The sequence below is a fragment of the Lentibacter sp. genome, assembly GCF_965657785.1.
In the GTDB taxonomy this organism is placed as follows: domain Bacteria; phylum Pseudomonadota; class Alphaproteobacteria; order Rhodobacterales; family Rhodobacteraceae; genus Lentibacter.
The window spans coordinates 74,458-98,827 of record NZ_CBFHPP010000005.1 but is presented as its reverse complement, the minus strand read 5'-3'; the positions used below and the strand labels follow the sequence as shown (position 1 = coordinate 98,827).

22 protein-coding genes are annotated in these 24,370 nt (G+C 60.0%); 14 read left to right on the top strand and 8 right to left on the bottom strand.

The genetic code is table 11. The features are described 5' to 3' along the window. Window positions 1-205: 205 nt before the first annotated feature. Genes ccoG through ccoS form a run of 4 tightly spaced genes read left to right on the top strand, consistent with a single transcriptional unit; the run spans window position 206 to window position 4,701 of the window. The gene (gene ccoG / locus ACTF58_RS04850) at window positions 206-1,642 is read left to right on the top strand and encodes a cytochrome c oxidase accessory protein CcoG (protein ID WP_438990838.1); all 1,437 of its coding nucleotides are present in this window, start codon (window positions 206-208) and stop codon (window positions 1,640-1,642) included. Beyond that, window positions 1,642-2,349 carry a FixH family protein gene (locus ACTF58_RS04845; RefSeq protein WP_438990837.1) on the top strand — a complete coding sequence of 236 codons (708 nt, stop codon included), beginning with the start codon at window positions 1,642-1,644 and terminating at the stop codon, window positions 2,347-2,349. The genes ccoG and ACTF58_RS04845 overlap by 1 nt, the downstream gene beginning before the upstream one ends. Window positions 2,350-2,358: 9 nt before the next feature. Further along, window positions 2,359-4,536 (top strand): heavy metal translocating P-type ATPase, encoded by a 2,178-nt coding sequence (locus ACTF58_RS04840; RefSeq protein ID WP_438990836.1) that lies wholly within the window; start codon window positions 2,359-2,361, stop codon window positions 4,534-4,536. 3 nt (window positions 4,537-4,539) lie between these two features. Then, the gene (gene ccoS / locus ACTF58_RS04835; protein ID WP_438990835.1) at window positions 4,540-4,701 is read left to right on the top strand and encodes a cbb3-type cytochrome oxidase assembly protein CcoS; all 162 of its coding nucleotides are present in this window, start codon (window positions 4,540-4,542) and stop codon (window positions 4,699-4,701) included. 9 nt (window positions 4,702-4,710) lie between these two features. Here ccoS and ACTF58_RS04830 read toward each other — a convergent pair whose 3' ends face one another. From ACTF58_RS04830 to ACTF58_RS04795, 8 genes are all read right to left on the bottom strand, one after another. Beyond that, entirely contained in the window at window positions 4,711-6,108 is a 1,398-nt protein-coding gene (locus ACTF58_RS04830) for a D-alanyl-D-alanine carboxypeptidase family protein (protein ID WP_438990915.1), read from the bottom strand. A 249-nt stretch (window positions 6,109-6,357) separates the two neighbouring features. Further along, window positions 6,358-7,398, bottom strand: a complete 1,041-nt coding sequence (locus ACTF58_RS04825) for an NADP-dependent oxidoreductase (protein ID WP_438990834.1) — start codon at window positions 7,396-7,398, stop codon at window positions 6,358-6,360. Beyond that, window positions 7,395-7,811, bottom strand: coding sequence for a PaaI family thioesterase (locus ACTF58_RS04820; protein WP_438990833.1), 417 nt, complete (start codon window positions 7,809-7,811; stop codon window positions 7,395-7,397). Before ACTF58_RS04820 ends, ACTF58_RS04825 begins: the two co-directional genes overlap by 4 nt. Beyond that, window positions 7,808-8,839 carry a phosphotransferase family protein gene (locus tag ACTF58_RS04815; RefSeq protein WP_438990832.1) on the bottom strand — a complete coding sequence of 344 codons (1,032 nt, stop codon included), beginning with the start codon at window positions 8,837-8,839 and terminating at the stop codon, window positions 7,808-7,810. Before ACTF58_RS04815 ends, ACTF58_RS04820 begins: the two co-directional genes overlap by 4 nt. 7 nt (window positions 8,840-8,846) lie before the next feature. Further along, window positions 8,847-9,512 (bottom strand): histidine phosphatase family protein, encoded by a 666-nt coding sequence (locus ACTF58_RS04810; RefSeq protein WP_438990831.1) that lies wholly within the window; start codon window positions 9,510-9,512, stop codon window positions 8,847-8,849. After that, window positions 9,512-9,976, bottom strand: coding sequence for a MaoC family dehydratase (locus tag ACTF58_RS04805; protein ID WP_438990830.1), 465 nt, complete (start codon window positions 9,974-9,976; stop codon window positions 9,512-9,514). Before ACTF58_RS04805 ends, ACTF58_RS04810 begins: the two co-directional genes overlap by 1 nt. After that, complete coding sequence (locus ACTF58_RS04800; protein ID WP_438990914.1) at window positions 9,976-10,794, bottom strand: SDR family oxidoreductase; 819 nt, start codon at window positions 10,792-10,794, stop codon at window positions 9,976-9,978. Before ACTF58_RS04800 ends, ACTF58_RS04805 begins: the two co-directional genes overlap by 1 nt. Then, entirely contained in the window at window positions 10,794-12,428 is a 1,635-nt protein-coding gene (locus ACTF58_RS04795; RefSeq protein WP_438990829.1) for a long-chain fatty acid--CoA ligase, read from the bottom strand. Before ACTF58_RS04795 ends, ACTF58_RS04800 begins: the two co-directional genes overlap by 1 nt. 163 nt (window positions 12,429-12,591) lie before the next feature. Here ACTF58_RS04795 and ACTF58_RS04790 point away from each other — a divergent pair, with 163 nt between their 5' ends. From ACTF58_RS04790 to ACTF58_RS04745, 10 genes are all read left to right on the top strand, one after another. After that, window positions 12,592-13,530 carry a class 1 fructose-bisphosphatase gene (locus tag ACTF58_RS04790; RefSeq protein WP_438990828.1) on the top strand — a complete coding sequence of 313 codons (939 nt, stop codon included), beginning with the start codon at window positions 12,592-12,594 and terminating at the stop codon, window positions 13,528-13,530. 252 nt (window positions 13,531-13,782) lie between these two features. Further along, the gene (fba, locus tag ACTF58_RS04785; RefSeq protein ID WP_438990827.1) at window positions 13,783-14,838 is read left to right on the top strand and encodes a class II fructose-bisphosphate aldolase; all 1,056 of its coding nucleotides are present in this window, start codon (window positions 13,783-13,785) and stop codon (window positions 14,836-14,838) included. Beyond that, window positions 14,828-15,514, top strand: coding sequence for a ribulose-phosphate 3-epimerase (gene rpe / locus ACTF58_RS04780; protein WP_438990913.1), 687 nt, complete (start codon window positions 14,828-14,830; stop codon window positions 15,512-15,514). Before fba ends, rpe begins: the two co-directional genes overlap by 11 nt. A 58-nt stretch (window positions 15,515-15,572) precedes the next feature. Further along, window positions 15,573-16,862: an acetylornithine deacetylase/succinyl-diaminopimelate desuccinylase family protein gene (locus tag ACTF58_RS04775; protein ID WP_438990826.1), complete on the top strand. Its 1,290-nt coding sequence runs from the start codon at window positions 15,573-15,575 to the stop codon at window positions 16,860-16,862. A gap of 272 nt (window positions 16,863-17,134) precedes the next feature. Further along, a complete protein-coding gene (locus ACTF58_RS04770) occupies window positions 17,135-18,610 on the top strand; it encodes an ABC transporter substrate-binding protein (RefSeq protein WP_438990825.1) in 1,476 nt (491 codons plus the stop codon). A 100-nt stretch (window positions 18,611-18,710) separates the two neighbouring features. After that, the gene (locus tag ACTF58_RS04765) at window positions 18,711-19,658 is read left to right on the top strand and encodes an ABC transporter permease (RefSeq protein ID WP_438990824.1); all 948 of its coding nucleotides are present in this window, start codon (window positions 18,711-18,713) and stop codon (window positions 19,656-19,658) included. Beyond that, entirely contained in the window at window positions 19,655-20,470 is an 816-nt protein-coding gene (locus tag ACTF58_RS04760) for an ABC transporter permease (protein ID WP_438990823.1), read from the top strand. Before ACTF58_RS04765 ends, ACTF58_RS04760 begins: the two co-directional genes overlap by 4 nt. Next, the gene (locus ACTF58_RS04755) at window positions 20,467-22,059 is read left to right on the top strand and encodes an ABC transporter ATP-binding protein (RefSeq protein WP_438990822.1); all 1,593 of its coding nucleotides are present in this window, start codon (window positions 20,467-20,469) and stop codon (window positions 22,057-22,059) included. Before ACTF58_RS04760 ends, ACTF58_RS04755 begins: the two co-directional genes overlap by 4 nt. A 12-nt stretch (window positions 22,060-22,071) precedes the next feature. Next, a complete protein-coding gene (locus ACTF58_RS04750; protein ID WP_438990821.1) occupies window positions 22,072-23,523 on the top strand; it encodes an aldehyde dehydrogenase family protein in 1,452 nt (483 codons plus the stop codon). Between the two features lie 75 nt (window positions 23,524-23,598). Continuing rightward, complete coding sequence (locus tag ACTF58_RS04745; protein WP_438990820.1) at window positions 23,599-24,366, top strand: hypothetical protein; 768 nt, start codon at window positions 23,599-23,601, stop codon at window positions 24,364-24,366. Window positions 24,367-24,370 lie beyond the last annotated feature (4 nt).

Here is a 24,370-nt window from a genome sequence, read left to right as displayed (position 1 = left end):
CGGTGTCTCTATTTAAACGAAAGGCCGAGGGAGAAATCCTTCGGCTTTTTTGTCTTTTGGAGCGGTCTTTGGCGCGGTTTTGCCTGTGCTTTGTGAAAAGCGCATAAAAGATACGTCAAAAATATAAATTTGATTCAGGTCAAAGAGGAACGTGGCCCAGACTGCGAGAAACATAGGGAAGAAACCCATCTAACGGAGTGAGTCCGTGTCTGATTCTGATATCAACACCCCGCCGAGCCTCTACGCCGCGCGCGAGCCTATTTTTCCCAAAAAGGTCTATGGCAAGTTCCGCAATCTCAAGTGGTTGATCATGATTGTTGCCTTGGGCATCTATTATCTCACGCCATGGATCCGCTGGGACCGAGGGCCAAGCCTGCCTGATCAGGCTGTTCTGATCGACTTGGCGAGCCGCCGTTTCTATTTTCTTTGGATCGAGATTTGGCCCCATGAGTTCTACTTTGTTGCGGGTCTTCTTGTGATGGCGGGGTTGGGGTTGTTTCTGTTTACCTCGGCCTTGGGGCGCGTGTGGTGTGGCTATGCCTGCCCTCAGACGGTCTGGACCGATCTGTTTATCTTGGTGGAGCGCTGGATCGAGGGCGACCGCAACGCGCGGCTGCGCTTGCACCGCCAGAAAAACTGGGACTTTACCAAGGTTCGGATGCGGCTGACCAAATGGGTGAGCTGGTTCCTGATTGCGCTGGCAACGGGCGGGGCCTGGGTGTTTTATTTTACTGATGCGCCGACATTGCTTGGCAATCTGGTTCAAGGCACGGCACATCCTGTGGCCTATACAACGATCCTTATTTTGACGGGGACGACTTTTTTCTTTGGTGGTTTTGCGCGCGAGCAGATTTGTATTTATGCCTGCCCGTGGCCGCGTATTCAGGCTGCCATGATTGATGAAGACACGCTGACGGTGGCCTATCGCGAGTGGCGCGGGGAGCCGCGCGGCAAGCTGCACAAAGGCACTGTTTCGCCTGACAATGGCGACTGTATCGACTGTATGGCCTGTGTGAACGTTTGCCCTATGGGGATCGACATTCGCCACGGGCAACAGATGGAGTGCATCACCTGTGCGCTGTGTATTGATGCCTGCGACGAGGTGATGGACAAGATCGGCAAGCCACGTGGCCTGATCGACTATATCGCGCTCACAGACGAAACCAACGAGCGTGCGGGGATGGATCCGAAGCCGATCTGGAAGCACGTTTTGCGCCCCCGCACGATCCTTTACACAACGCTTTGGTCAATCGTCGGCATCTTGCTTGTGGTGGCGCTGTTTATCCGCTCCGATATCGAAATGACGGTCGCGCCTGTGCGCAACCCGACTTATGTAACGCTGTCGGACGGCTCGATCCGCAACGTTTACGAAATCCGCCTGCTCAACAAACATGGGGAAGACAGGCCTTTCCGTGTGACTGTGAAGGGCGACCCAGCTGTGCGCTTGCAGCTTGAGGGCAACCCTTACGAGACTGTGACTGTGCCTGCGGACAGCACTTATCTTGTGCGGACCTATGTTGTGGCGCCTCCAGGCTCAAAGCCTGCCGAGAGCGAGCGTGTGGACATCCGTATCTGGGCGGAAGATATCACCTCTGGTGAACGCGCATATAAAGACACTATTTTTAATGGAAGGGCGAACTGATGAGCGCTGCTGTTGCAATACCTAAATCAGACGGAAAAGGCTTTCTCTATTTTGCCGCTTTGTTTCTTCTCGGGGTCGCTGCCAACCTCGTTGGATTATACGGCGGATACTGGCTTGGCCTTCAGCTCAACAAAGTGCTGATCACGCTGGGCGTGTCCTTTGGGGAATATTCCTGGATGATCCTTCCGTTCTTTCTGGCGATCATGTTCTGGGGTATTGCCGCGGGCACTGTGATTGGCACATCCGTGACGCGTGTGGGCCAGTTTATGGGGGGGCATATGTTTGTGACTGTGCTCCTGGCCTTTACCACGATCATTTCGGTCAATCTGGCGCTGGCTTACAATGCTGTCGCGACCTTTCCGGGGCTGGAAGTGAAGAACTCTTATGTGGCCAGTCAGAACTTCGACGTGCGCAAGGCCGCGCAGGAGGCTTTGGGCTGGGAGGTGAGCGCCGTTGCCGAGGGCGGTGTCTTGCGGCTTGTGATGAACGGACCCGACGGCGCGCCTGTTTATCCGACCGAAATGAACGCGGTCTTGGGGCGTGCAACCCAGATCAAGGATGATCAGGTGCTTGAGTTTACCCATGATGGCACAGCTTTTGTCGCGCCTGTGGACCTTGCGCCGGGCAACTGGAACATTCGTATGAGTGCAACAGCCGAGGACGGCACACTTTATAGCCGCCGTCTTGTCTTGCGTGTGAAGAAGTAAGGAGCCGCCGTGAGCACTGGTATCTCAGCTTGTCCTGCCTGTTCTGCGGCGCCTGCTGCGGAAGACTTGGCCGAACGTGCCGCGCAAAAGGATGCGCGGCTTGCTTTGTCTTTGCCGACCATTCATTGCGCCGCCTGTATTTCGGCAGTGGAGCGGCGGCTTGCGGCGGAGCCCGGCGTTAAGAGTGCGCGGGTCAACCTGACGCTGAAGCGTGCGACGATTGAGGCCGAGAAGGACGTGAGCGCGCAGCAGCTTGTGCAAGTGTTGGGCGAGATCGGGTATGAGGCGCATGAGCTGGACGCGGGCACGCTAAGCGCGACCGAGACCGACAAGGCGGGCCGCGAGCTTTTGATGCGGCTCGCGGTGGCGGGCTTTGCCGCGATGAACGTCATGCTTTTGAGCGTGTCGGTCTGGTCGGGGGCGGCGGACGCCACGCGGGATATGTTTCACTGGATATCGGCGGCGATTACCCTGCCGACAGTTCTGTTTTCGGGGCAGCCGTTTTACAAGAGCGCTTGGAGCGTTCTGAAGCACGGGCATCTGAATATGGATGTACCGATCACGCTGGCGATTGTGCTGGCTGTTGTCACCTCGCTTTGGGAAACAACGCTTTCGGGCGAGCACGCTTACTTTGATGCGGCTCTGGCGCTCACGTTTTTCCTGCTTGCGGGGCGGTATCTTGACCACCGCACCCGCGCGATTGCGCGCTCGGCGGCGGAGGAGCTTGCCGCGCTGGAGGTGCCGCGGGTGACGCTGCTGATTGACGGGGAAGAGCGCGAGCTACCGACAGCGGAGCTACGGCTTGGCGATATTATTCTGGTGCGCCCTGGCGGGCGTATGCCTGTGGACGGCGAAATCGTTGAGGGACAGAGCGAGCTGGACCGTTCGTTGCTCACAGGGGAAAGCCTGCCCGTTTTTGCGGGCGTGGGCCAAGCCGTGTCGGCGGGCGAAGTGAACCTGACAGGGCCATTGAAACTGCGCGCCACTGCGGTGGGCGAGGAAACCTCGCTGCACCGTATGGCAGATTTGGTGGCAATTGCTGAATCGGGGCGCTCAAAATACACCTCGCTGGCAGACGGGGCGGCGAAGCTCTATGCGCCGGGGGTTCATATTCTGTCGGCTTTGGCGTTTCTTGGCTGGTTGCTTTATGCGGGCGATATGCGGGTTGCGCTCAATATCGCGGCGGCGGTTCTGATTATCACCTGCCCCTGTGCGCTTGGGCTTGCTGTGCCTGCTGTGACCACGGCGGCAAGCGGCAAGCTGTTTCGCAAGGGAATGCTGATCAAGCATGAAACCGCGATGGAGCGGTTGGCGCAGGTGGATACTGTTGTTTTTGACAAAACAGGCACGCTGACGGAGGGCACCCCCGAGCTGACCAATGGCGCGGCGATCTCGCGACAAGATATGGCGCTGGCTATGGCGCTTGCGGAAGGCTCGTCGCACCCGCTTGCGCGCGCGATCTGGGCTGCAGGCAAGGCGTCGGGTGTGACGCCTGTGGTGCTGAGTGCGCAGAGCGAAGTTCCGGGTTATGGAGCGGAAGGGGTGCTTGAGGGGCAGCGCGTGCGCCTTGGCCGCGCGGCATGGGTCGGCGCCGAAGCGGGCGAGCAGACCAGCAGCTGGCTGCAACGCGGCGAAGGCGCAGCTGTGGCGTTTGAATTTGCTGACAGTTTGCGCGCAGGGGCCGAAGAGGCCGTGCGCGCGCTCAAGGCGGCGGGCAAAGATGTGATCCTGATGTCAGGGGATACGCGGCTTGCGGTTCAGGCGATGGCAGAGCGGCTCGGCATTGAGACATGGATCGGGGAAGCTCTGCCGCGCGAAAAGGCCGAGCGCATTGCGGCGCTGGCGGCGGAGGGCCATCATGTCTTGATGGTGGGGGACGGGCTGAACGACACGGCGGCGCTCACGGCGGCTCACGTTTCGATCTCGCCTGCGAGCGCTTTGGACGCGGCGCGTGTGGCCAGTGATATTGTGCTGTTGGGCGGCAATCTTGAACCCATCGCGCAAGCCACCGAAACGGCGCGCTCGGCTGTGCGCCGTATCAAGGAGAACTTCCAGATCGCGACAGTTTATAATATTATCGCGGTGCCGCTGGCTGTGGCGGGGATGGCGACGCCTCTGATTGCGGCTTTGGCAATGTCGGCGTCTTCGATTACAGTTTCGCTCAATGCACTGCGCCTGAGAGGATAGAATTTGAATATTCTGAGTTATCTGATCCCGATCTCTTTGATCTTGGGCGGCGTTGGGCTTGGCTTTTTTATTTTTACGCTGAAGACCAACCAATATGACGATCCCGAAGGGGACGCGCAGCGGATTTTGTCTGATGCCTATGACGACAAGCCCAAGCAGGATTAGGGCGTCGGCTTAGCCTGGACCCATCATGAAGCAGGTCACATTGCGCGCCTGAAGGCGGCGGCAGGCTGTCTCGGCGCGCTCGCGTGTGAGGCCGTTGAAGTTGGCTTCAAAGCCTTGAGGACGTTTCACGACACTGCGCAGCGAGCCGTCGAGTGTTTCCATCTCGTTGAGGGCTGTTTTGAGCAGGGCGCGCTCGGCGTGGTAGCGCGAATTGAAGCGGCCCACATTGATCCCCCAATGCTTGCCGCCCTCACCAGAGAGGCGCGTGACGACCTCGCGGGGCTGTGCCCGTGCGCTGGGGCGGGGTTTGATGGCGCTTTGGACCGAGGCAAGGACCAGATCGGTGGGTCTTGCTGTCGGGCTGGGGGTTGCGCGTGTGACAGCGCTTGCGGCTTGGGCTTCCAGGAGGGCGGCCTTGATGTCGTCTTTCATGGCGACGAGCACAGGCGCTGGCTCTTCACGCGGGCGCATCTGCGGGCGCAGGCTTGTTTTGACGGCGGTCACGAGGCGGATGGTTTTGCCTGATTTGCCGTTGTTGTCGGCAAGAATCGGGCCTGTTTCGAGGCCATATTCGGGCGTGTCGGGCTTGTTCAGGCGGGCGCGGCTCGGGGCTTTGCGAAAGCCAAGATCGAGCAGCTCGGCGATGCGGGCGTTGCGTGTGGCTGTGGAGCGACCACCAAAGACCGTTGCGATAATGCGTTCGTTGCCGCGCTGGGCCGAGGACACAAGATTGAAGCCAGCGGCGCGGGTGTAGCCTGTTTTGATCCCGTCGGCACCTTTATAGGCGGCGAGGAGGCGGCGGTTGGTGTTGGCGACTTCGCGGATGCCTGCGTCGGCTGTGCGGCGCGAGAAGAGGTTGTAATATTCGGGGTAGTCATAGAGCACGTGTCGGCCAAGCAGCGTCATGTCTCGGGCGGTGGACATATGGCCGCTCTCGGTGAGGCCGTGGGCGTTTTTAAACGTTGTGCGGGTCATGCCGAGGGCAAGCGCTGTGCGGTTCATGCGGCGGGCAAACTTCGCTTCGGAGCCAGAGATGGCCTCGCCGATGGCTGTGGCGCAATCATTGGCGGATTTGATCGCCGCGGCGCGGATACAGTGGCGCAGCGTGATGTGCTGGCCGGCCCGCAGGCCGAGCTTTGAGGGCGGCTCGGAGGCGGCGTTCTTGGAGACACGGATTTTTGTATCAAGGCTGATTTCGCCTTTTTCGATTGCTTCAAAGGCAATGTAGAGCGTCATCATTTTGGTGAGGGAGGCGGGGTGGAGCCGCGTATCGGCGTTTTCGGAATGAAGCACTTCGCCTGTGCGTGCGTCCATGACGAGGGCGGCATAGGGCGCGGCAATCGCGGCCATTGGCAGCGCAGCCAGCATCAATAGCCATGCAAAGAAGATAGGACCCAAACGGGCCATGGAGATACACTGTCTCACAGCTTTTGCCTTTTTCTGCCTCAGGTGCCGCCGATTTGCTCGACTGACGAATTTATTGAGGAAAGGCTAACATATCGCGGCTATTGAATAAAGTTTTCATTTTGGGAAGGATGCCACGAATTTTAGGCACATTTAGTTGCCTGCGCTCTAGTTGCCCCTAAATGAAGCATTGTGGCGGAAATATGGCTGGCTCTGCCATGTTTGCACAGGCAGAGCCCAAGGCTGATTTTGTCAGGTCAGTTTGATGATCTGCTTGCCGATGTTGCCCCCTTCCAGAAGCGCCATGAAGGCACGGGAGGCATTTTCCAGCCCTTCGGTGATGTCTTCAAGGTAGGCGAGCGTGCCTGTGGCGACCTGCGGTGCGACCTCGTTGAGGAAGGCGGGATAGTGTTCATAGTGGTTTGAAATGATGAAGCCGTTGACCGACATTTGCTTGACCAGAACAGAGCGCCAGAGCGTGGGGAGCCTGTCTGGCCCCTCTGTCACAGCTCCGCCGCCGAGGGCGCCAGCGTTGTAGCCCGAGATCATCCCGCAGACGGGAATGCGCCCGAAAGTGTTCATCAGAGGCAGCACGGCTTCAAAGACCTTGCCGCCGACATTTTCAAAATAGATGTCGATGCCTTTGGGCGCGGCTTCGGCAATGGCTTTGCGCAGGCTGCTGGCGTCAGTATGGGCGCGATGGTCGATTGCGGCGTCAAAGCCGAATTTGTCCAGCGCGAGGGCGCATTTGTCAGCCCCGCCCGCGATGGCGACGGTGCGTAGGCCGCGCGCCTTGGCGATCTGGCCGACCATGGAGCCGACGGGGCCAGTGGCGGCAGCAACCACAAGCGTTTCGCCTGCTTTGGGGCGGCCCAGCTCTGTGAGGCCATACCAGCCTGTGAAGCCTGGCATCCCGAGGACACCAAGGGCTGTTGTGGCGGGCAGGCTGTTGTCGAGCTTGCGCAGCTGGTTGGCGGGGAGGCAGCCGTGGCTGGCCCAGCCAAACATACCAAACGCCATATCGCCGACAACAAAATGGGGGGAGCGGGAGGCTATGACCTCGCCCACGCCGCCAGCTTCCATGACGCCGCCGATGGGCACGGGGGCGGCGTAGCTTTTGGCGTCATCCATGCGGCCGCGCATATAAGGATCAAGCGAGAAGGCGTGAAGCCGCACCAGCACTTCGCCTTCGGCGGGCGTTGGCAGGGGCCGCTCTACCAAGGCAAAGTCGCTGTCCTTAGGCGCGCCGACGGGGCGGGCGGCGAGAGTCATTTGTTGCACCATGTCGCTCATTTGGTTTCTGTCCTTTGTTCTGTGCCGCGATAGCGGAAGACGGCTGTGGCTGTGGCGACCAGCGCGCCAGTGCTGTCGTGAAGCTCGCCTGCGGCGAAGGCTGTTTTGCGGCCTCCGCCCGTTTTGCGGCCCGTAGCAATGACAGCTTCGCCCGTGGCAACGCCGAGGTAATTGACGTTGAGTGAGAGGGTCATGACGAGCTGGCGCAGCGCGGGGTCGCCTGTATAGGCGACGGCAAAGCCCATGGCGGTGTCAAGCAGGGTGGCATGAACGCCGCCATGCAGGATGCGGTAACGGTTGCCGAGATGGTCATGCAGGGGCTGGTGCAGGGTGCAGGCCCCGTCAGACCAGTCGGTGACGGTAAAGCCGAGCGTTTCCTGAAAGGGGTAGGGGGCTTCTATGAGTGAGGTCATGTCACGGTCCTTGCGGCTTTGAGGCCCGCTTCGGCAAAGGCGGGAACGTAAGCGCCGAGGCGCTTGGCTTGGTCAGGAGAGGAGGCGTTGCCATCGAGCGCGCGTTTGAGCACGCCTTGCAGGATTGCCCCCATGCGGAAGTAGGAGAAGGCCAGATAGAAGCCGAAATTGTCTATGCCTGAAAGGCCGCGGCGCGCGCAATAGGCGGCGATAAACGCTTCGTCGGAGATCAAGCCGTGGGCGGCACGATCAATGCCCAGAAGGCCGCGCCCCTCGGCGCCTTGCGGCATGGACCATTGCATGATCACGGCGGCAAGATCGGCGTAGGGGTGACCTATGGTTGACAGCTCCCAATCCAGCACAGCGCTGATCTGGGCGCTGTCTGGGGCGAAGAGTAGGTTGTCGATGCGGTAGTCGCCGTGGACAAGCGTGCGCTGGCCGTCGTCTTCGGGGATGTTGTTTTGCAGCCAGTCGATCAGCGCGGTCATATCGGGGATATCGGCGGTCTGGCTGGCGTCGTATTGTTTGGCCCAGCGGCCAATCTGGCGGGCGTAATAATTGCCTTCGGGGCCATAATCGGCGAGGCCCGCGGCATGGATGTCCACATCGTGGATGGCGGCGAGCACGCGGTTCATCTCGTCAAGGACGGCATAGCGCGCGGGGGGCGCGAGGCTTTTGAGGGTCGGCTCGGCAAAGCTGCGGCCTTTGATCGCCTCCATCACGTAAAAGGGAGAGCCGATCACGCTTGCGTCTTCACAGAGTAGGTGCATTTGCGCGACAGGCACAGCCGAACCCGCCAGCGCCTTTTGCACACGAAACTCGCGCTCGACGGCGTGAGCAGACTTGAGCAGCACCCCCGCAGGCTTGCGGCGCAGAACGTAATGGCGCGTGGAGGTTTTCAAGAGATAGGTCGGGTTAGACTGGCCTTGGGCGAATTTCTCGGCTGTCAGCGGGCCTGAGAAGCTGTCGAGATGCGCGCTGAGCCACTGGCTGACCGCCTCTGTATCAAGTGTGTTTGCGTCCGTCATTTTGGCCTCAGCTATAGGTCAGCAGCCGCGCTTCGTTGGCGGCGGTGATATGGGGTGTTTCGTTGAAAGTGCTCAGGTGTTCGGCACGGGGCGTCACGATGAGCCGCGTCATGGCGCAGTTCTTGATCTGGAGTTGCAGCCGGATCATGGCGTCGACGGGCGCGCCCATGACGTCGCTCACAGTCTGGCCTATGGCTCCGCCTGAGGAGACGACAAGCACAGTCTCGTGGCCTTGGCTCATGGCCTCGGTGCGTGCGGCACGGACGCGGGCGGCGAAGGCGGAGTAGCTTTCGGGCGGATCGCTGATTTCACCTTGCTGCCACTCCAATACCGTTTCGCGCAGTGCTTTGAAATGCGCACGGCGCTCTGTGTGCAGGTTGTCAGGGCGGGTGCGGCCCGCATAGCGCGCCTCAAGAAGGCCGCCAAAGTCAAACTCGTTGAAGCCTGACAGGATGCGCGGCGGGGCGCTGTGGCCAAGGGCCGCGTTGATCCCCTCCAATGTTTGGCGGTGGCGCTTTTGCGCGCCAAGGCAGACGGCATCGGGGGCAATGCCAAGCGTCTTCAGCGCCTGCCCGAGCGCGCGGGACTGCTCGTGGCCGAGCGGGGAAAGCTCGTCATAATTAGCAGCGCCAAAGCTGGCTTGGGCATGGCGAATGAGAATAAGCGTGGGCATTAAGCGCGCTCCAGATAGCGCAGGCCAAGCCAGCGGGCGGCGAGGGCAGGCTTGGTTTGGCCGTCGATTTCGACACTGACATCATAGGTCAGCATATATCCGCCGTCCTCCCGCGCCGACATTTCGGCCAAGGTAAAATGCCCGCGCAGGCGCGCGCCTGTGGGGACAGGCGAGAGAAAGCGGACCTTTTCAAAGCCGTAGTTGACCCCGATTGCTTCCCCTTGCAGGGCAGGCATTTCATAGGCCATGGCAGAGAGCAGCGAGAGCGTCAGAAAGCCATGCGCAATTGTGCTGCCAAAGGGGCTGGCTGCGCCTGCGGCGTCATCAAGGTGGATGGGCTGCCAGTCTTCAGTCACATCGGCAAAGGCCTTGATGCGCGCGGCGCTCATCTCATACCAGCGGCTTGTGCCGACCTTTTGGCCGAGCTGCGCCTGCATCTCGTCTACTGACAGTTGGCTGGGCACTAGAGATCCTCGTTGAAGATCGAGATTGGCGCGGCGGATTGCATCCCGCCAGAGAGTGGCAGGATTGCGCCGCTCACGTATGCGCCTGCGCGCGAGCAGAGGAACTGGAGCGCGCCTGCGATATCTTCTGGGCTGCCGACGCGGCCCAAAGGCACGCCTTTGGCCGATTGGGCGCGGCCCTCTTCAGAGCCAAGCGCGAAGTCTGTCATCTTGGAGGGGAAGGGGCCAGGTGCGATGGCATTCACTGTGATGAACTTGGGTGCAAGGTCGTTTGAGAGCACGCGGGTCATGTGGTGCACTGCCCCTTTGGAGACGGCGTAGGAATATGTCGCTGTGCCTTTGGGCACCTCGCCCATGACAGAGCCGACATTGACCACGCGGGCGGGGTCTTCAGGGCTGGCGGCTTTCAGAAGCAGGGGCAGAAGCGATTGTGTCAGGTGGAACATACCTTGGACATTGAGTTTGAGGAGTTTGTCCCAAGCGTCATAGGGGTGCTGGCCCATTGGCGCGCCCCAAGAGCGGCCTGCATTGTTCATCAGGATGTGAAGTGTATCTGTGCGGCTCTGCACCTCAGCCACCAGAGTATTGATGCCCTCTTCGGTGGCGACATCGCCGCCAAAGCCTTCGGCTGTGCCTGAATAGCCCATGGCGTTCAGCTCGGCGGCGACGGCCTCGCAGGCTTCGGCTTTGCGCGAGGCGACCAGAACCCGCGCACCTGCGGCGACAAGGCCCTCGGCGGCCATGCGGCCAATACCTGTGGCACCGCCTGTAACAAGGGCGACCTTGCCTGTGAGATCAAAGAGATTTGACGGGGTCATCATGTGCGCAGCTCCGGCAGTGTATAGTCTTCAAATTGTTTTCGCAGGGTGAGTTTGCTCACCTTGCCTGTGGCGGTGAGGGGGAGGGCCTCGACCCAGACCAGATCATCGGGCAGCTGCCATTTGGCAAAATGCTCGGCCATATGGGCGTGCAACTCCTCAAGGCTGGGCCGCGCCTCGCCTGCGGGCACGGCAACCAGCACGGGGCGTTCGTCCCATTTGGGGTGGGCTATCGCAATGACGGCGCAGCTGGCGATAGCCTCGTGGGAGATAGCTGTGTTCTCCAGATCAATCGAGCTGATCCATTCGCCGCCCGACTTAACCAAGTCTTTGGCGCGGTCCTGAATGTTGAGGAAGCCATGCTCGTCAATGCTGGCGATATCGCCCGTGCCAAACCAACCCTCGGCGTCAAAGGCAGCTTTGCTGGCCTCTTCGTTCTCAAAGTAGCCCGAGATGATCCCGTTGCCGCGCACGAACAGCTCGCCTGCGGCGAGGCCGTCATGGGGCAGGCGGTTGCCGTCTTCGTCGTTTATTTTGAGATCAACGCCAAAGATACGGCGGCCTTGGAGAGACTTCTTGTCGATCTGCTCCTTGAAGCCTTTGGCCTTGATCCACTCGGGCATTTTGCCATGGGTGCCGATCGGGCTCATCTCGGTCATGCCCCAAGCGTGAACGACATCGACGCCCATAGTCTCAAACCCCTCGATCATCGAGCGTGGCGCGGCCGAGCCGCCGACCACGACCTCTGAGAAGCCTTCGGGCTTATGGCCCTGTGCCTTGATCTCGGCCATCAGGCCTTGCCAGACTGTGGGCACGCCCCAAGCGGAGAAAACCTTCTCCTTGTCCATGAGAGCAAAGAGGCTGGGGCCATCGAGCGCTGCGCCTGGCATGACAAGGGAATGCCCCATGAGCGGCGCGGCGTAGGGCAGGCCCCAAGCGTTGACGTGAAACTGGGGCACGACGGGAAGAATTCTGGAAGCGGGTGGATAGCCTGCGCCCAAGACGAGCGTCACGAACAGCGCGTGCAGCACTGTGGAGCGGTGCGAATAAAGCGCGCCCTTCGGGTTGCCTGTTGTGCCAGAGGTATAACACAGCGCGGCGGCTGTGTTTTCGTCGAGCTGGGGCCAGTCGATATGCTCTGGCTGGCCTTGGAGAAGCTCTTCATAGCAGAGTGCGCCGAGTGTATTCTCGGGCATATGGGCGTGGTCTGTCATCACCACATAGGTGAGGCCTTGAGGAAGCTGATCTTTCACGGCCTCCAGAAGCGGCACAAATGTGACATCGGTGAAAAGCATCTTATCGGCGGCGTGGTTGACGATATAGATCAGCTGTTCGGGGGAGAGGCGCGGATTGATCGTGTGCACGACAGCGCCGATCCCTGAAACGCCATAGTAAAGCTCGAAATGGCGGTAGCCGTTCCATGCCAGAGTGGCCACGCGATCACCCGTATCGACGCCTTGCGCCTTGAGCGCATGGGCAAGTCGGGCGACGCGGGCCGCTGTCTCGCGGTAGGTTTGGCGGTGAAGATCGCCTTCGGGGCGCACTGATATGATCTCGCTGTCGCCATGTGCATCGGCGGCATAGGTCAAGATATCACTGATCAGCAGCGCTTGCTGCATCATCATGCCCTTCATTGGGGCCTCCTCCCGTTGTTTTGTGCAAGCCTAACCGTGAGACGGGGCGAACTCCAAGCCTGTTTCACGCCTGTTGCGCCTGTGACGTTGCGACGGTGTGGGGGATTCAAATCCTGTCAGAAATCTGTGATAGGGAGAGCAGACAGTTTAAAGGAATCAGTCCATGCCTCTTTCGCCCGATCATATCCCCGCCGATTTGCTGCCTGTGATGGAGGCGTTGACCCGTGTCGGGCGTGACGTTGCCGCGATCATTGCGCGGGGGGCTTTGGGCGCGTCGCTCAGTGAAGAAGTGGGCGAAAACAGTGATGGTGACGGGCAAAAAGCGCTTGATGTGATGGCAGACGAGATGTTTGAGGCGGCGCTGCGCGATACGGCTGTGCGCTATTACGCCTCTGAGGAACAAGAAGGCGTGCTTGACCTTGGTGCAGGCAAATATGCGCTGGCGATTGATCCGCTGGATGGCTCCTCCAACATTGATGTGAATGTTTCGATTGGCACGATCTTCTCTATTTTTGAGGCCAAGGACGGCGCCGAGGAGAGCTTCTTGCGCCCCGCGCGCGAGCAGGTGGCGGGCGGTTATATTGTCTTTGGGCCGCAAACGGGCATGGCTGTGACCTTTGGCGATGGTGTTCTGATCTATGCGATGGACCCTGAGACGGGGGCATTTGTGCTTGTGGAGAGGCGAAAGCAGATCCCTGTGGCGACGAAGGAATATGCGATCAATGCGAGCAACCGTCGCCACTGGGTCGCTGGCGCGAAGGCTTATATTGAAGAATGTGAGGCTGGCGAGACGGGGGCAAAAGTGAAGAACATGAATATGCGCTGGGTGGCGAGCCTTGTGGCGGAAACCCACCGTATTCTCACGCGGGGTGGTGTGTTTCTTTATCCAGCAGATGCGCGCAAGGGCTATGAAAACGGACGGCTGCGGATGCTTTATGAATGTGCGCCGATCGCCTTTTTGATCGAGCAGGCAGGCGGCGCTGCGCATGATGGAACAACGCGGATTTTGGACAAGACGGCACCTGATCTGCACGCGCGCACACCTTTTATTTTTGGTTCAAACGAGGAAGTCTTGCGCGTCAAGGCGCATTACGAGGCCTGATTTCGGATGGCCCTTCGGGCCATTCGACCGGCTGGGGGCGCTGCCCCCAGACCCCAGGGCAAGCTGGGGAACCCCTCCCCCAGACCATAGGTTTAACTGGGGGACTAGTCCCCCAGACCCCCTAGGATATTTAAAGCAAAAAGAAACAACAGAGGCTTTGTGGCAGGGTGTTTTCGCTAACGGGCTGGTCCTTTTGCATGGAGGCGTGGTAAGGCGGGTGCAACTCTGCATTTCATCATCACGAGGTTCCTGATGGCTCTTATCACGCTCCGCCAATTGCTCGATCATGCCGCCGAAAACGACTACGGCGTGCCGGCATTTAACATCAACAATATGGAGCAGGGGCTCGCCATTATGAAGGCGGCCGAAAAGGCGAATGCGCCTGTGATTATGCAGGCGAGCCGCGGGGCGCGGGCCTATGCGGGCGATGTGATGCTGGCGCATATCATTCGGGCGCTGGCCGAGATGTACCCTGCTATTCCGCTGTGTATGCATCAGGACCACGGCAACAACGAGCAGACCTGTCTTTCGGCGATCAAGCATGGCTTTACCTCGGTGATGATGGATGGTTCTTTGGAGGCGGATATGAAGACGCCTGCGGACTGGGCGTATAACGTCGATATCACCAAGAAAGTGGCGCAGATGGCGCATTGGGTGGGGGCCTCTGTGGAGGGCGAGCTCGGCGTTTTGGGCAGCCTTGAGACAGGCGAAGCCGCCGAGGAAGACGGCTCGGGCGCGAGCGGCAAGCTGAGCGAAGACCAGCTTTTGACCGACCCTGACGAGGCGGCGGAATTTGTCAAACTCACGCAGGTTGATGCGCTGGCGATTGCTTGTGGCACGAGCCATGGCGCCTATAAATTCTCCAAGAAGCCAACGGGCGAGACCCTTGCGATCAAGCGGATTGAAGAGATCCATGCGAAGATCCCGAATGTGCATCTTGTGATGCACGGGTCATCGAGTGTTCCGCAATATCTTCAAGACCTTATCAACGAATATGGCGGGGAAATGCCGCAGACATATGGCGTGCCTGTGGAAGAGATCGAGCGCGGCATCAAGTCGGGTGTGCGCAAGGTCAATATCGATACGGACAACCGCATGGCGATCACCGGCACGTGGCGCAAAATTGCCAAGGAAAGCCCCAAGGAATTTGACCCGCGCAAGTTTATGATCCCTGCGATGGAGGCGATGGAAGCGGTCTGTCTGGACCGTTTTGAGCGCTTTGGGACGGCGGGCAACGCGGGCAAGATTACCCCGCTGAGCATGGATGCAATGGCGAAACGCTATGACAGTGGAGCGCTTGATGTTTGAGCGTCATATCAAGATTGCGCCGTCTATTCTGAGCGCGGATTTTGCCAACTTTGGCCAAGAAATTCAGGCGATTGAGGCGCAGGGGGCGGATTGGGTCCATATTGATGTGATGGACGGGCATTTTGTGCCGAACCTCACTTTTGGGCCGATGGCTGTGAAGGCGTTCCGCCCGCACGTGAAGACCGTGATGGATGTTCACCTCATGATCTCGCCTGTGGATCAATATATCGACGCTTATGCCGATGCGGGGGCGGATGTGCTCACGGCGCATATCGAGGCGGGGCCGCATATTCACCGCACCTTGCAGGCGATTAAGGGCGCTGGAATGAAGGCCGGTGTGGCGCTGAACCCCGGGACGCCTGCGGAGGCGGTTGCGCATCTCCTTGATTTAACAGACTTAATTTGCGTTATGACAGTAAACCCCGGCTTTGGCGGGCAGAAGTATATCGACATGACCGGCAAGGTGCGCGCGCTTCGCGAGATGATCGGGGACCGTGAAATTCATATCGAGATTGACGGTGGCATGGACGTAAATACCGCACCTCTGATGGCCGAAGCGGGCGCGGATGTGCTTGTTGCTGGGTCGGCAGTGTTTCGTGGCGGCTCGGTGAGCCAGCCCGAGGTTTATGGGCAAAACATCCGCGCGATCAAAGCGGCGGCCGAGGCCGCGCTGTAAGGCGGCTCTTGAACATGGTCAGCGGGCTTCGCATAGTGCGCCTCTAAGGAGACGCGCTATGAGCCTTGCTGACCGATTGAGCGTAGAGATTGCCGCGCGGCGGGATGACCTTGTTGAGCTGTGTTGTGACCTCATAAAAATACCGACTTTGAATCCGCCGGGGGAAAACTATCGCGAGATATGTGAGTATCTTGACCGTCGATTGTTAAAGAATGGTTTCCACACGGAACTCATCCGCGCCAAGGGCGCTTTGGGTGATTCGGATCGCTATCCGCGCTGGAACATTGTGGCGCGCAAAGAGGGGCCGCGCGCGGGCGAGTGTGTGCACTTCAACTCCCATATCGACATTGTCGAAGTCGGGCGCGGCTGGACGACGGACCCGTTTGGCGGCGAAGTCATCGACGGAAAGGTCTACGGGCGCGGGGCCTGTGACATGAAAGGCGGGCTGGCCGCGAGTATCGTAGCGGCGGAAGCTTTTATCGCGATTTGCCCTGATTTTGCTGGGGCTATCGAGATATCGGGCACGGCTGACGAGGAGAGCGGCGGCTTTGGCGGCGTGGCGTATCTGGCCGAAAAAGGCTATTTCAACCCCGAGAAAGTGCACCATGTCATCATCCCCGAACCTCTGGGGCACGACCGTATTTGTCTTGGGCACAGGGGCGTCTGGTGGGCGGAAATCGAGACGTATGGCGAGATTGCCCATGGCTCCATGCCCTTTCTTGGCGATTGTGCCGTGCGCCATATGGGGGCCGTGGTGAGCGAGATGGAGCGCTCGCTTTTTCCCGCTTTGGCGCAGAAGCGCACCGATATGCCTGTTGTGCCTGAAGGGGCGAAACAGAGCACCATGAACATCAACTCGATCCATGGCGGGGAGGCCGAGCAAGACCCTGATTATACTGGTTTACCAAGCCCTTGCGTGCCTGACAGCTGCCGCATGGTGATTGATCGCCGGTTCTTGATCGAGGAGGATATTGACGAGGTGCAGGAGGAGATCCACGGGCTTTTGCGCCATGTTCAATCCGAGCGGGAGAACTTCACGTTTAATGTGCGCGAGCTGCAACGCGTTTTGCCGAGCATGACCGAAAAAAGCGCGCCTGTGGTGCAGTCTGTTGCGCGTGCGATCAGCGATATCATGGGGAAAGAGGCGGATTATGTTGTGTCTCCAGGGACTTATGACCAAAAACACATTGACCGTATTGGCCGTCTGAAGAACTGTATTGCCTATGGGCCGGGTATTCTCGACCTTGCGCATAAGCCTGATGAATATGTCGGGATCGACGATATGGTGCAGAGTGCGCAGGTGATGGCGAGGAGCCTTTTGGACCTGCTTCACGGTCGCGAAAGTTAACGCAGCGCACCGCTTGGTTAACGGCCTCTAAAAGTGCTGATTCTAGGGGGGTGTTTTGTGTGCACCGGGCGTGCACCATGCGTGCACCCCCTGAACAGCGAAACTGTGAACAGAAATTAACTTAATGCTGCGGGCGGTGGTCTGGTGAGGTGCGCAAAGACTGCGCAGCCTGCGGGCGATATCGAGTTAGCACTTGAAGAGTCGTTCCTTTCGGGGGCAAACTTGCACAAACGGGCTGTGGACTGATTGGCCTGAGCAAAGGGAGAGACGGCATGACACTATTGAAATTTGCGACAGTGAGCGCGGTGGCCATGATGGTGGCGACAGGGGCGACGGCCAAGAGCGACATCACGCTCGCCATGCAGCTTGAACCGCCGCATCTTGACCCGACGAGCGCCGCTGCGGGCGCGATTGATAGTGTGCTTTATTCCAACGTCTTTGAGGGGCTGACGCGGTTTGCCTCGGATGGCTCGATCATCCCTGGCCTCGCGCGGAGCTGGGAGATTTCAGACGACGGGCTGGTCTATACTTTCAAGCTGGCTGAGGGGGTGACCTTCCATGACGGCACGACGATGGACGCAGAAGACGTCAAGTTTAGCCTTGATCGGGCGCGGGCCGAGGACAGCGCCAATGCGCAGAAGGCGCTGTTTGCGAGCATTGCCGATGTTGAGGCAGAGGATGCGGGCACTGTGAAGATCACCCTGAGTGCGCCCAACGGCTCGCTTCTGTTCAATCTGGCGTGGGGCGATGCTGTGATTGTGGCGCCTGAGAGCATTGAAAACATCAAGCAGGCCCCTGTGGGCACGGGCGCTTTCAAATTTGCCAATTGGGTGCAGGGCGACAATATCACGCTTGAGAAGAACGCTGACTATTGGGGCACGCCGGCCAAGCTTGATCAGGTGACTTTCAAGTTTATCTCCGATCCGACGGCGGCTTTTGCGGCTGTGATGGCGGAAGATGTGGATGTGTTTGCGGGCTATCCTGCGCCTGAGAATGTGCCGCAGTTTGAGGCGGATCCGCGCTTTCAAGTGATTGTCGGGAACACCGAGGGCGAAACGATCCTGTCCACAAACAACAAGATGCCGCCCTTTGACAATGTGACGGTGCGTGAGGCGCTGGCGCATGCGATTGACCGTCAGGCTATTATTGACGGGGCGATGTTTGGCCTTGGGACGCCGATTGGCACCCATTTTGCGCCACACAACCCTGACTATGTCGATCTGACGGCGGACAGCGCTTATGACCCTGAGAAGGCCAAGGCGCTGCTGGCGGAGGCGGGCTTTGCCGAGGGCTTCACCACAACGCTGAAGCTGCCGCCGCCCTCTTATGCGCGCCGTGGCGGAGAGATCATTGCGGCGCAGCTGCGCGAGGTTGGTATCCAGACCGAGATCAGCAATTTGGAGTGGGCGCAGTGGCTTGAAGAAGTGTTCAAGGGCAAGGATTATGGCCTCACGATTGTGAGCCACACCGAGCCTATGGACATCGGGATTTATGCGCGGCCTGATTACTACTTCCAGTATGATGATGCGGATTTCCAAGCCATGAACACAGCCCTTGAGGCCGAGGCGGACCCTGCCAAGCGCTCGGCCCTTCTGGAGCAGATGCAGCGCAAGATTTCGGGGGATTATGTGAACGGCTATCTCTTCCAGCTTGCGATCCCGACCATTGCCAAGGCGGGGGTTCGCGGGCTTTGGGAGAATGCACCGACGCAGGCCAACGACATGACTGGCGTGTCTTGGGCCGAGTGATCTCTTGACGATCTGGCGTCTGCGCATTTTGCGGGCGCCGGATTGGATATTTAGAGCAAAAAGAAAGACAGGGTGAGGCGCGAATGAGCGGGCGGGGCTTATGCTGAGATTTGTTTTCAGGCGGCTTGTGTCGCTTGTGATCTCGCTTGTCGTGGCCTCGGGTGTGATTTTTCTGTTTGTCGAGGTCGTGCCGGGCGACCCTGCGGCTTATATGCTTGGCCTCAATGCGGCGGAAGACACTTTGGCGGCACTGCGCGAGCAGCTGGGGCTGAATGGGAGCTTGTTTGAGCGCTATGTGAGCTGGGTTGGCGGGATGCTGCGCGGCGATTTTGGCACGTCTTACACCTATCGCACGCCTGTTGCCGAGATGATTGGCGAGCGGATGTGGATCAGCCTGCCGCTGGCTGTTTATGCGCTGACGCTTTCGACGCTGATTGCCTTTCCTGCGGGGATTTGGGCGGCGAGCCAGAGGGGGCGGCTGGCGGACAGTCTGGTGATGGGGGTGACGCAGCTTGGGGTTGCGATCCCGAATTTCTGGTTTGCGATGTTGATGGTATTGGTCTTTGCGATCAACCTGCGCTGGTTTAGCGCGGGCGGCTTCGCGGGCTGGGACGCAGGCTTTGGCGCGGGGCTGAAGAGCCTGACCTTGCCCGCGATTGCGCTGGCTTTGCCGCAGGCGAGTATCTTGGCGCGGGTGATGCGTTCTTCGCTTTTGGACACATTGGGAGAGGATTACATTCGCACCGCGCGGGCCAAGGGGCTGAGCCGCCGTCAGGCCTTGTGGCGGCACGCCTTGCGCAATGCTTTGATCCCTGTGCTGACGATCATTGGCTTGCAGTTTTCCTTCCTGATGGCGGGGGCGATTATCATTGAAAATGTGTTCTTTTTGCCCGGCCTCGGGCGGCTTGTGTTTCAGTCTATCGCGGCGCGCGACCTTATTGTTGTCGAGAGTGTGGTGATGCTTCTGGTCTTTGCTGTGATTGTCGTGAACTTTCTTGTTGATGTGGCCTACGCCGTGGTTGATCCGCGTTTGCGGGTGCGGGCATGAGCCGCTCGCTTGTCATCGGGGCCGCGCTTTCGGGGGTGTTTGTGCTGGCGGCGCTCGTGAGTTTTGTTTGGACGCCTTATGACGTTTTGGGTCTTGATATCCCCAACAAGCTGAAGCCGCCGAGCGGCGCGCATTTCTTTGGAACAGACCATTTCGGGCGCGATATCTTTTCCATGATCATGGTGGGCGCGCGCACTTCGATTGCTGTGGCGGTTGTCGCTGTGGGGATCGGGATGTTGCTTGGGGTTCCGCTCGGGCTGGCGGCGGCGGCGCGCACGGGGACGCTTCTGGACGAGGTGATCATGCGCGGCAATGATCTTGTCTTTGCCTTTCCGTCCTTGCTGATTGCGATCCTGATTACGGCGGTGTTTGGCGCAAGTGCTTTTAACGCTATTATTGCCATCGGGATATTCAACATTCCTGTGTTTGCGCGGCTGGTGCGCGGAGCCGCCTTGAGCCTCTGGACGCGCGATTACGTTTTGGCGGCGCGGGTGTCGGGCAAGGGGGCGGCGCGGATCAGTTTTGAGCATATTTTGCCGAATGTGACCAACCTGCTAATTGTGCAGGGGACGATCCAGTTTTCGCTTGGGATTCTGGCCGAGGCGGGGCTGAGCTATGTCGGGCTTGGGGCGCAGCCGCCGACGCCGAGCTGGGGCAGGATGCTGGCGGAGAGCCAGACGATGTTCAGCTTCAAGCCGCATCTGGCAATCTTCCCTGGCCTTGCGATTTTGCTTACGGTTTTGGGCCTCAACCTGATGGGCGACGGCTTGCGCGACTGGCTTGACCCACGCTTGCGGAGGGCGAAGCGATGAGCCTTTTGAGCGTTGAGAAGCTCTGTGTGAGCATTCATGGCACCGAGATTTTGCGTGAGGTGTCGCTCACTGTGGAGGCGGGGCAGATTGTCGGGGTGATTGGCGAGTCTGGCTCGGGCAAGTCTATGACGGCGCTGGCTGTGATGCAGCTTTTGCCCGAGGGGGCCAAGGCGACGGGGCGTGTGGCGCTCGGTGGGTATGAGATGCTGGCGCTTGACGAGGGCGCTTTGTGTGGCTTGCGTGGCAATGAAGTGGGCATGGTGTTTCAGGAGCCGATGACGGCGCTCAACCCGATCCAGACGATTGGTGCGCAGGTGGCGGAGACGGTTCTGATCCATGAGAGGGTGAGCCGCCGCGAGGCTATGAAGCGGGCGCGCGAGGCTTTGCGCCGCTGCGAGCTGCCTGAAGAGCGCTTCCCGCTCAGCCGCTATCCACATGAGCTTTCGGGCGGGCAGCGGCAGCGGGTTGTGATCGCGATGGCGATTGCTTTGCAGCCGAAGCTTCTGATTGCGGATGAGCCGACAACGGCGCTTGATGTGACGACGCAGGCGGAGATTCTGCGGCTCTTGAAGCGGCTGGCGCGGGAAGACGGGATGGGGCTTTTGCTGATCACGCATGACTTGGCTGTTGTGGCGGATATGGCCGACGAGATTGTGATCATGCGGCGCGGCGAGGTTGTGGAGCGTGGCGCGAGCCCTGCTATTTTTGCCAGCATGAGCCACCCCTATTCGCGCGCGCTTCTGGCGGCGTCGGACCATGCGCCCGCGCGCGCGGCGCAGGTTTTGGAGGCGCCGCTTTTGAGCCTGCGAAATGTGGTGCGAGACTATGTTTTGCCGCGCGAGGGCCTGTTTGGCCCTGCGCCGCATTTTCGAGCTGTGAAGGGCGTGAGCTTTGACATCCGTCGGGGCGAGAGCCTTGGGCTTGTGGGCGAGAGCGGCTGTGGCAAGAGCACTTTGACACGGGCGATCCTCGGGCTTGAGGAGGTGCAGGGGGGCGAGATTTTGCTCGATGGGGAACCTGTCTTTGGCGGCAAAACCCCCAACCGCGCGGTGCGGCGCAAGATGCAGGTGGTGTTTCAGGATCCTTACGGGAGCTTTAACCCGCGCTGGACGGTGGGGCGGCTTGTGAGCGAGCCGTTTCATCTGCTTGATGATGCGCCTCTGGGGCGCGCCCGTGAGGCGGCGATCAGCGAGGCGCTGGAGAAGGTGGGCCTGAGTGGGGCGGACGCGGGCAAGTATATCCACGAGTTTTCGGGCGGGCAGCGGCAGCGGATCGCGATTGCGCGCGCACTGATGATCAGGCCTGAGCTGATCATTCTCGATGAGGCGGTGAGCGCTTTGGATGTGTCGATCCGCGCGCAGATACTCGACTTGCTTGCCGACCTCGGGGCGCGCTTCGGGCTGACCTATTTGTTTATCAGCCATGATTTGAGTGTGGTGAAGAATGTGACCGACCGCTGCCTTGTGATGCAGGCGGGGGAGATTGTGGAAGAGGGTGCGACGGCGGATATTTTTGCGCGCCCCGAACACGCCTATACCAAAGAGCTGATCGGCGCTGTGCCGCAGCTTCCGAAGACACGCAGCGCGTGAGAGGAGAGCGAGATGAGCCTTGAGGATTTGGGGTTTGACCCCGCGAAATGTTTGATTGACGGGGCATGGGTTGCGCCTCTGGGGGGGCAGACCCTGCCACTGATGAACCCTTCGACGGGGGCGCAGATCGGCGAGATTGCACGGGGGCAAGAGGCCGATGTTGACGCGGCGATCGCTTCGGCGCGGCGGGCCTTTGAGGGCGGCTGGGCTCGCACTCCTGCGGCGGAGCGCGGGCGCATCCTGATGCGGCTTGGCAAGCTTGTGGAGGGGCGCGTGGAGGCGCTCGCGCGGCTTGAGGCGCTGGATGTGGGCAAGCCACTCAAGCAGGCGCGGGCCGATGCGCTGGCGCTGGCGCGTTATTGTGAGTTTTATGGTGGCGCGGCGGATAAGCTTATGGGGGAGAGCATCCCTTATCTCGACGGTTACACCGTTTATACGCTGCGCGAGCCACATGGGGTGACGGCGCATATCGTGCCTTGGAATTATCCGATGCAGATCATCGGGCGCTCTGTTGGCGCGGCTTTGGCGGCGGGGAACTGCTGCGTTCTGAAGCCTGCGGAAGACGCCTGCCTCACGGCGCTGGCTTTTGCCGACCTTGCCAAGAAAGCGGGGCTGCCTGACGGGGTTTTGAACGTGGTTCCGGGCCTTGGCAGTGAGGCGGGGGCGGCTTTGAGCGGGCATGACGGGATTGACCATATTTCCTTCACCGGATCGGTGGCGACGGGGAGTATGATACAGGCGGCGGCGGCGCGGCACGTGAAGCCTGTGACGCTGGAGCTGGGCGGGAAGAGCCCGCAGCTTGTCTTTGAGGATGCGGATTTGGACGCGGCGCTGCCATTTCTTGTGAACGCAGGCATTCAGAACGCGGGGCAGACCTGCTCGGCGTCTTCGCGCATTCTGGTGCAGCGCAAGATTTATGACGAGGTGACGGCGCGGATGGCTGAGCGCTATGCCGGGCTGCGCGTGGGGCAGGCGCTGTCTGATCTGGATGTGGGGCCGCTGATTTCGGCCAAGCAGAAGGCAATTGTGAACGGGTTTCTCGCGCAGGGGGCGGACCTTGAGACTGTTGCCGAGGGCGTTTTGCAGGATGCGCCCGAGGGCGGGAGCTATGTGGCGCCGAGGCTGTTTGCGGGGGTGAGCGCGGGGCACGCTTTGGCGCGCGACGAGATTTTTGGCCCTGTGCAGGTGATCATTCCGTTTGAGGACGAGGCCGAAGCGGTCGCGATTGCCAATGGCACGGACTATGGGCTTGTGGCCTCGGTCTGGAGCCAGAACGGCGCGCGGCAGATGCGGCTGGCGAAGGCCATTCGCGCGGGGCAGGTCTTTCTCAACAATTACGGCGCGGGGGGCGGTGTGGAGCTGCCCTTTGGCGGTGTGGGCAAGTCGGGCCACGGGCGCGAGAAGGGCTTTGAGGCGCTCTATGGCTTCACCACGCTGAAAACAGTTGCGGCTTTTCATGGCTGAGTTCGGGCTTTTCATTGCCGCGCAGGCGGGCAATGATCCTCCCCTGATCACACGGGGCGGATGATGCGCAGACTTATGGCTTCTCTGACTTTGGCGCTTGGGCTTTTGGGGCAGGGGAGCTTTGCTCAAGAGGGGCCGAGCAAGGCCGAAATTCTGCGTCTTTTGGGCGGGATTTCGGCTCTGCCCGAGATTCGCGCCTCTGTGGCGCAGAGTGGTTATGAGGGCGAAAACCTTGATCTGGCTGTTGCGCAGATGGCGCGGATGTTGGGGGATGATGCGATTGCCAGCCATATTGCGGAGCGGATTTTGGCGGCGGGGCGCGGCGACTGGCAGACGGCAAAGGCCGCCCAAGGGCTGATCCAGCCGCTTCTGGCGCGCGGGATGGGCCATCTTGCGCCGCGAGAGTTGCAGTATTTTCTGGAGGTGGAGCGGGTTGTGATGGGGGCGCTGTCTCTGCGCAGTTGCGGGCTTATTTTCAAGAACCGTCTTGGGCCTGAGGCGATTGCCAAGCGCACCGCCGAGGCGGCGGCACGGCTCAACACGCCCGCTTTGAGAGAATATTACCGAATCCAGTATAAGGCGGCGCGACTGGGTGCGACACGCCCGCCAAAGCGGCTTGAGCCTGCGCTGCGCGCGCAGACACGCGCCGAGATTGGCGCGGCCTTGAGCGCGGCGGCGGCGGCGGACCCTGCCGCACAGGCGGCGCTGGCTGATTTTGAGCGGATCGATCGGGTGAGTGCGGTGCGCGCCTGTGTGGCGGGGCGGTTCTTTTTGGATGTTGTGATGACTATGGAGCCTCGGGCGCGCCACGCGGCGCTCTTGACGCTATCGGTCGGTGAATAGGAAT

Coding starts and splice junctions, on each gene's coding strand:
- ACTF58_RS04845 (WP_438990837.1), top strand. CDS start 1,642: ATGAGCGCTGCTGTTGCAATACCTAAATCAGACGGAAAAGGCTTTCTC.
- ACTF58_RS04830 (WP_438990915.1), bottom strand. CDS start 6,108: ATGGCCCGTTTGGGTCCTATCTTCTTTGCATGGCTATTGATGCTGGCT.
- ACTF58_RS04825 (WP_438990834.1), bottom strand. CDS start 7,398: ATGAGCGACATGGTGCAACAAATGACTCTCGCCGCCCGCCCCGTCGGC.
- ACTF58_RS04820 (WP_438990833.1), bottom strand. CDS start 7,811: ATGACCTCACTCATAGAAGCCCCCTACCCCTTTCAGGAAACGCTCGGC.
- ACTF58_RS04815 (WP_438990832.1), bottom strand. CDS start 8,839: ATGACGGACGCAAACACACTTGATACAGAGGCGGTCAGCCAGTGGCTC.
- ACTF58_RS04810 (WP_438990831.1), bottom strand. CDS start 9,512: ATGCCCACGCTTATTCTCATTCGCCATGCCCAAGCCAGCTTTGGCGCT.
- ACTF58_RS04800 (WP_438990914.1), bottom strand. CDS start 10,794: ATGACCCCGTCAAATCTCTTTGATCTCACAGGCAAGGTCGCCCTTGTT.
- ACTF58_RS04795 (WP_438990829.1), bottom strand. CDS start 12,428: ATGAAGGGCATGATGATGCAGCAAGCGCTGCTGATCAGTGATATCTTG.
- ACTF58_RS04790 (WP_438990828.1), top strand. CDS start 12,592: ATGCCTCTTTCGCCCGATCATATCCCCGCCGATTTGCTGCCTGTGATG.
- fba (WP_438990827.1), top strand. CDS start 13,783: ATGGCTCTTATCACGCTCCGCCAATTGCTCGATCATGCCGCCGAAAAC.
- ACTF58_RS04775 (WP_438990826.1), top strand. CDS start 15,573: ATGAGCCTTGCTGACCGATTGAGCGTAGAGATTGCCGCGCGGCGGGAT.
- ACTF58_RS04770 (WP_438990825.1), top strand. CDS start 17,135: ATGACACTATTGAAATTTGCGACAGTGAGCGCGGTGGCCATGATGGTG.
- ACTF58_RS04765 (WP_438990824.1), top strand. CDS start 18,711: ATGCTGAGATTTGTTTTCAGGCGGCTTGTGTCGCTTGTGATCTCGCTT.
- ACTF58_RS04760 (WP_438990823.1), top strand. CDS start 19,655: ATGAGCCGCTCGCTTGTCATCGGGGCCGCGCTTTCGGGGGTGTTTGTG.
- ACTF58_RS04755 (WP_438990822.1), top strand. CDS start 20,467: ATGAGCCTTTTGAGCGTTGAGAAGCTCTGTGTGAGCATTCATGGCACC.
- ACTF58_RS04750 (WP_438990821.1), top strand. CDS start 22,072: ATGAGCCTTGAGGATTTGGGGTTTGACCCCGCGAAATGTTTGATTGAC.
- ACTF58_RS04745 (WP_438990820.1), top strand. CDS start 23,599: ATGGCTTCTCTGACTTTGGCGCTTGGGCTTTTGGGGCAGGGGAGCTTT.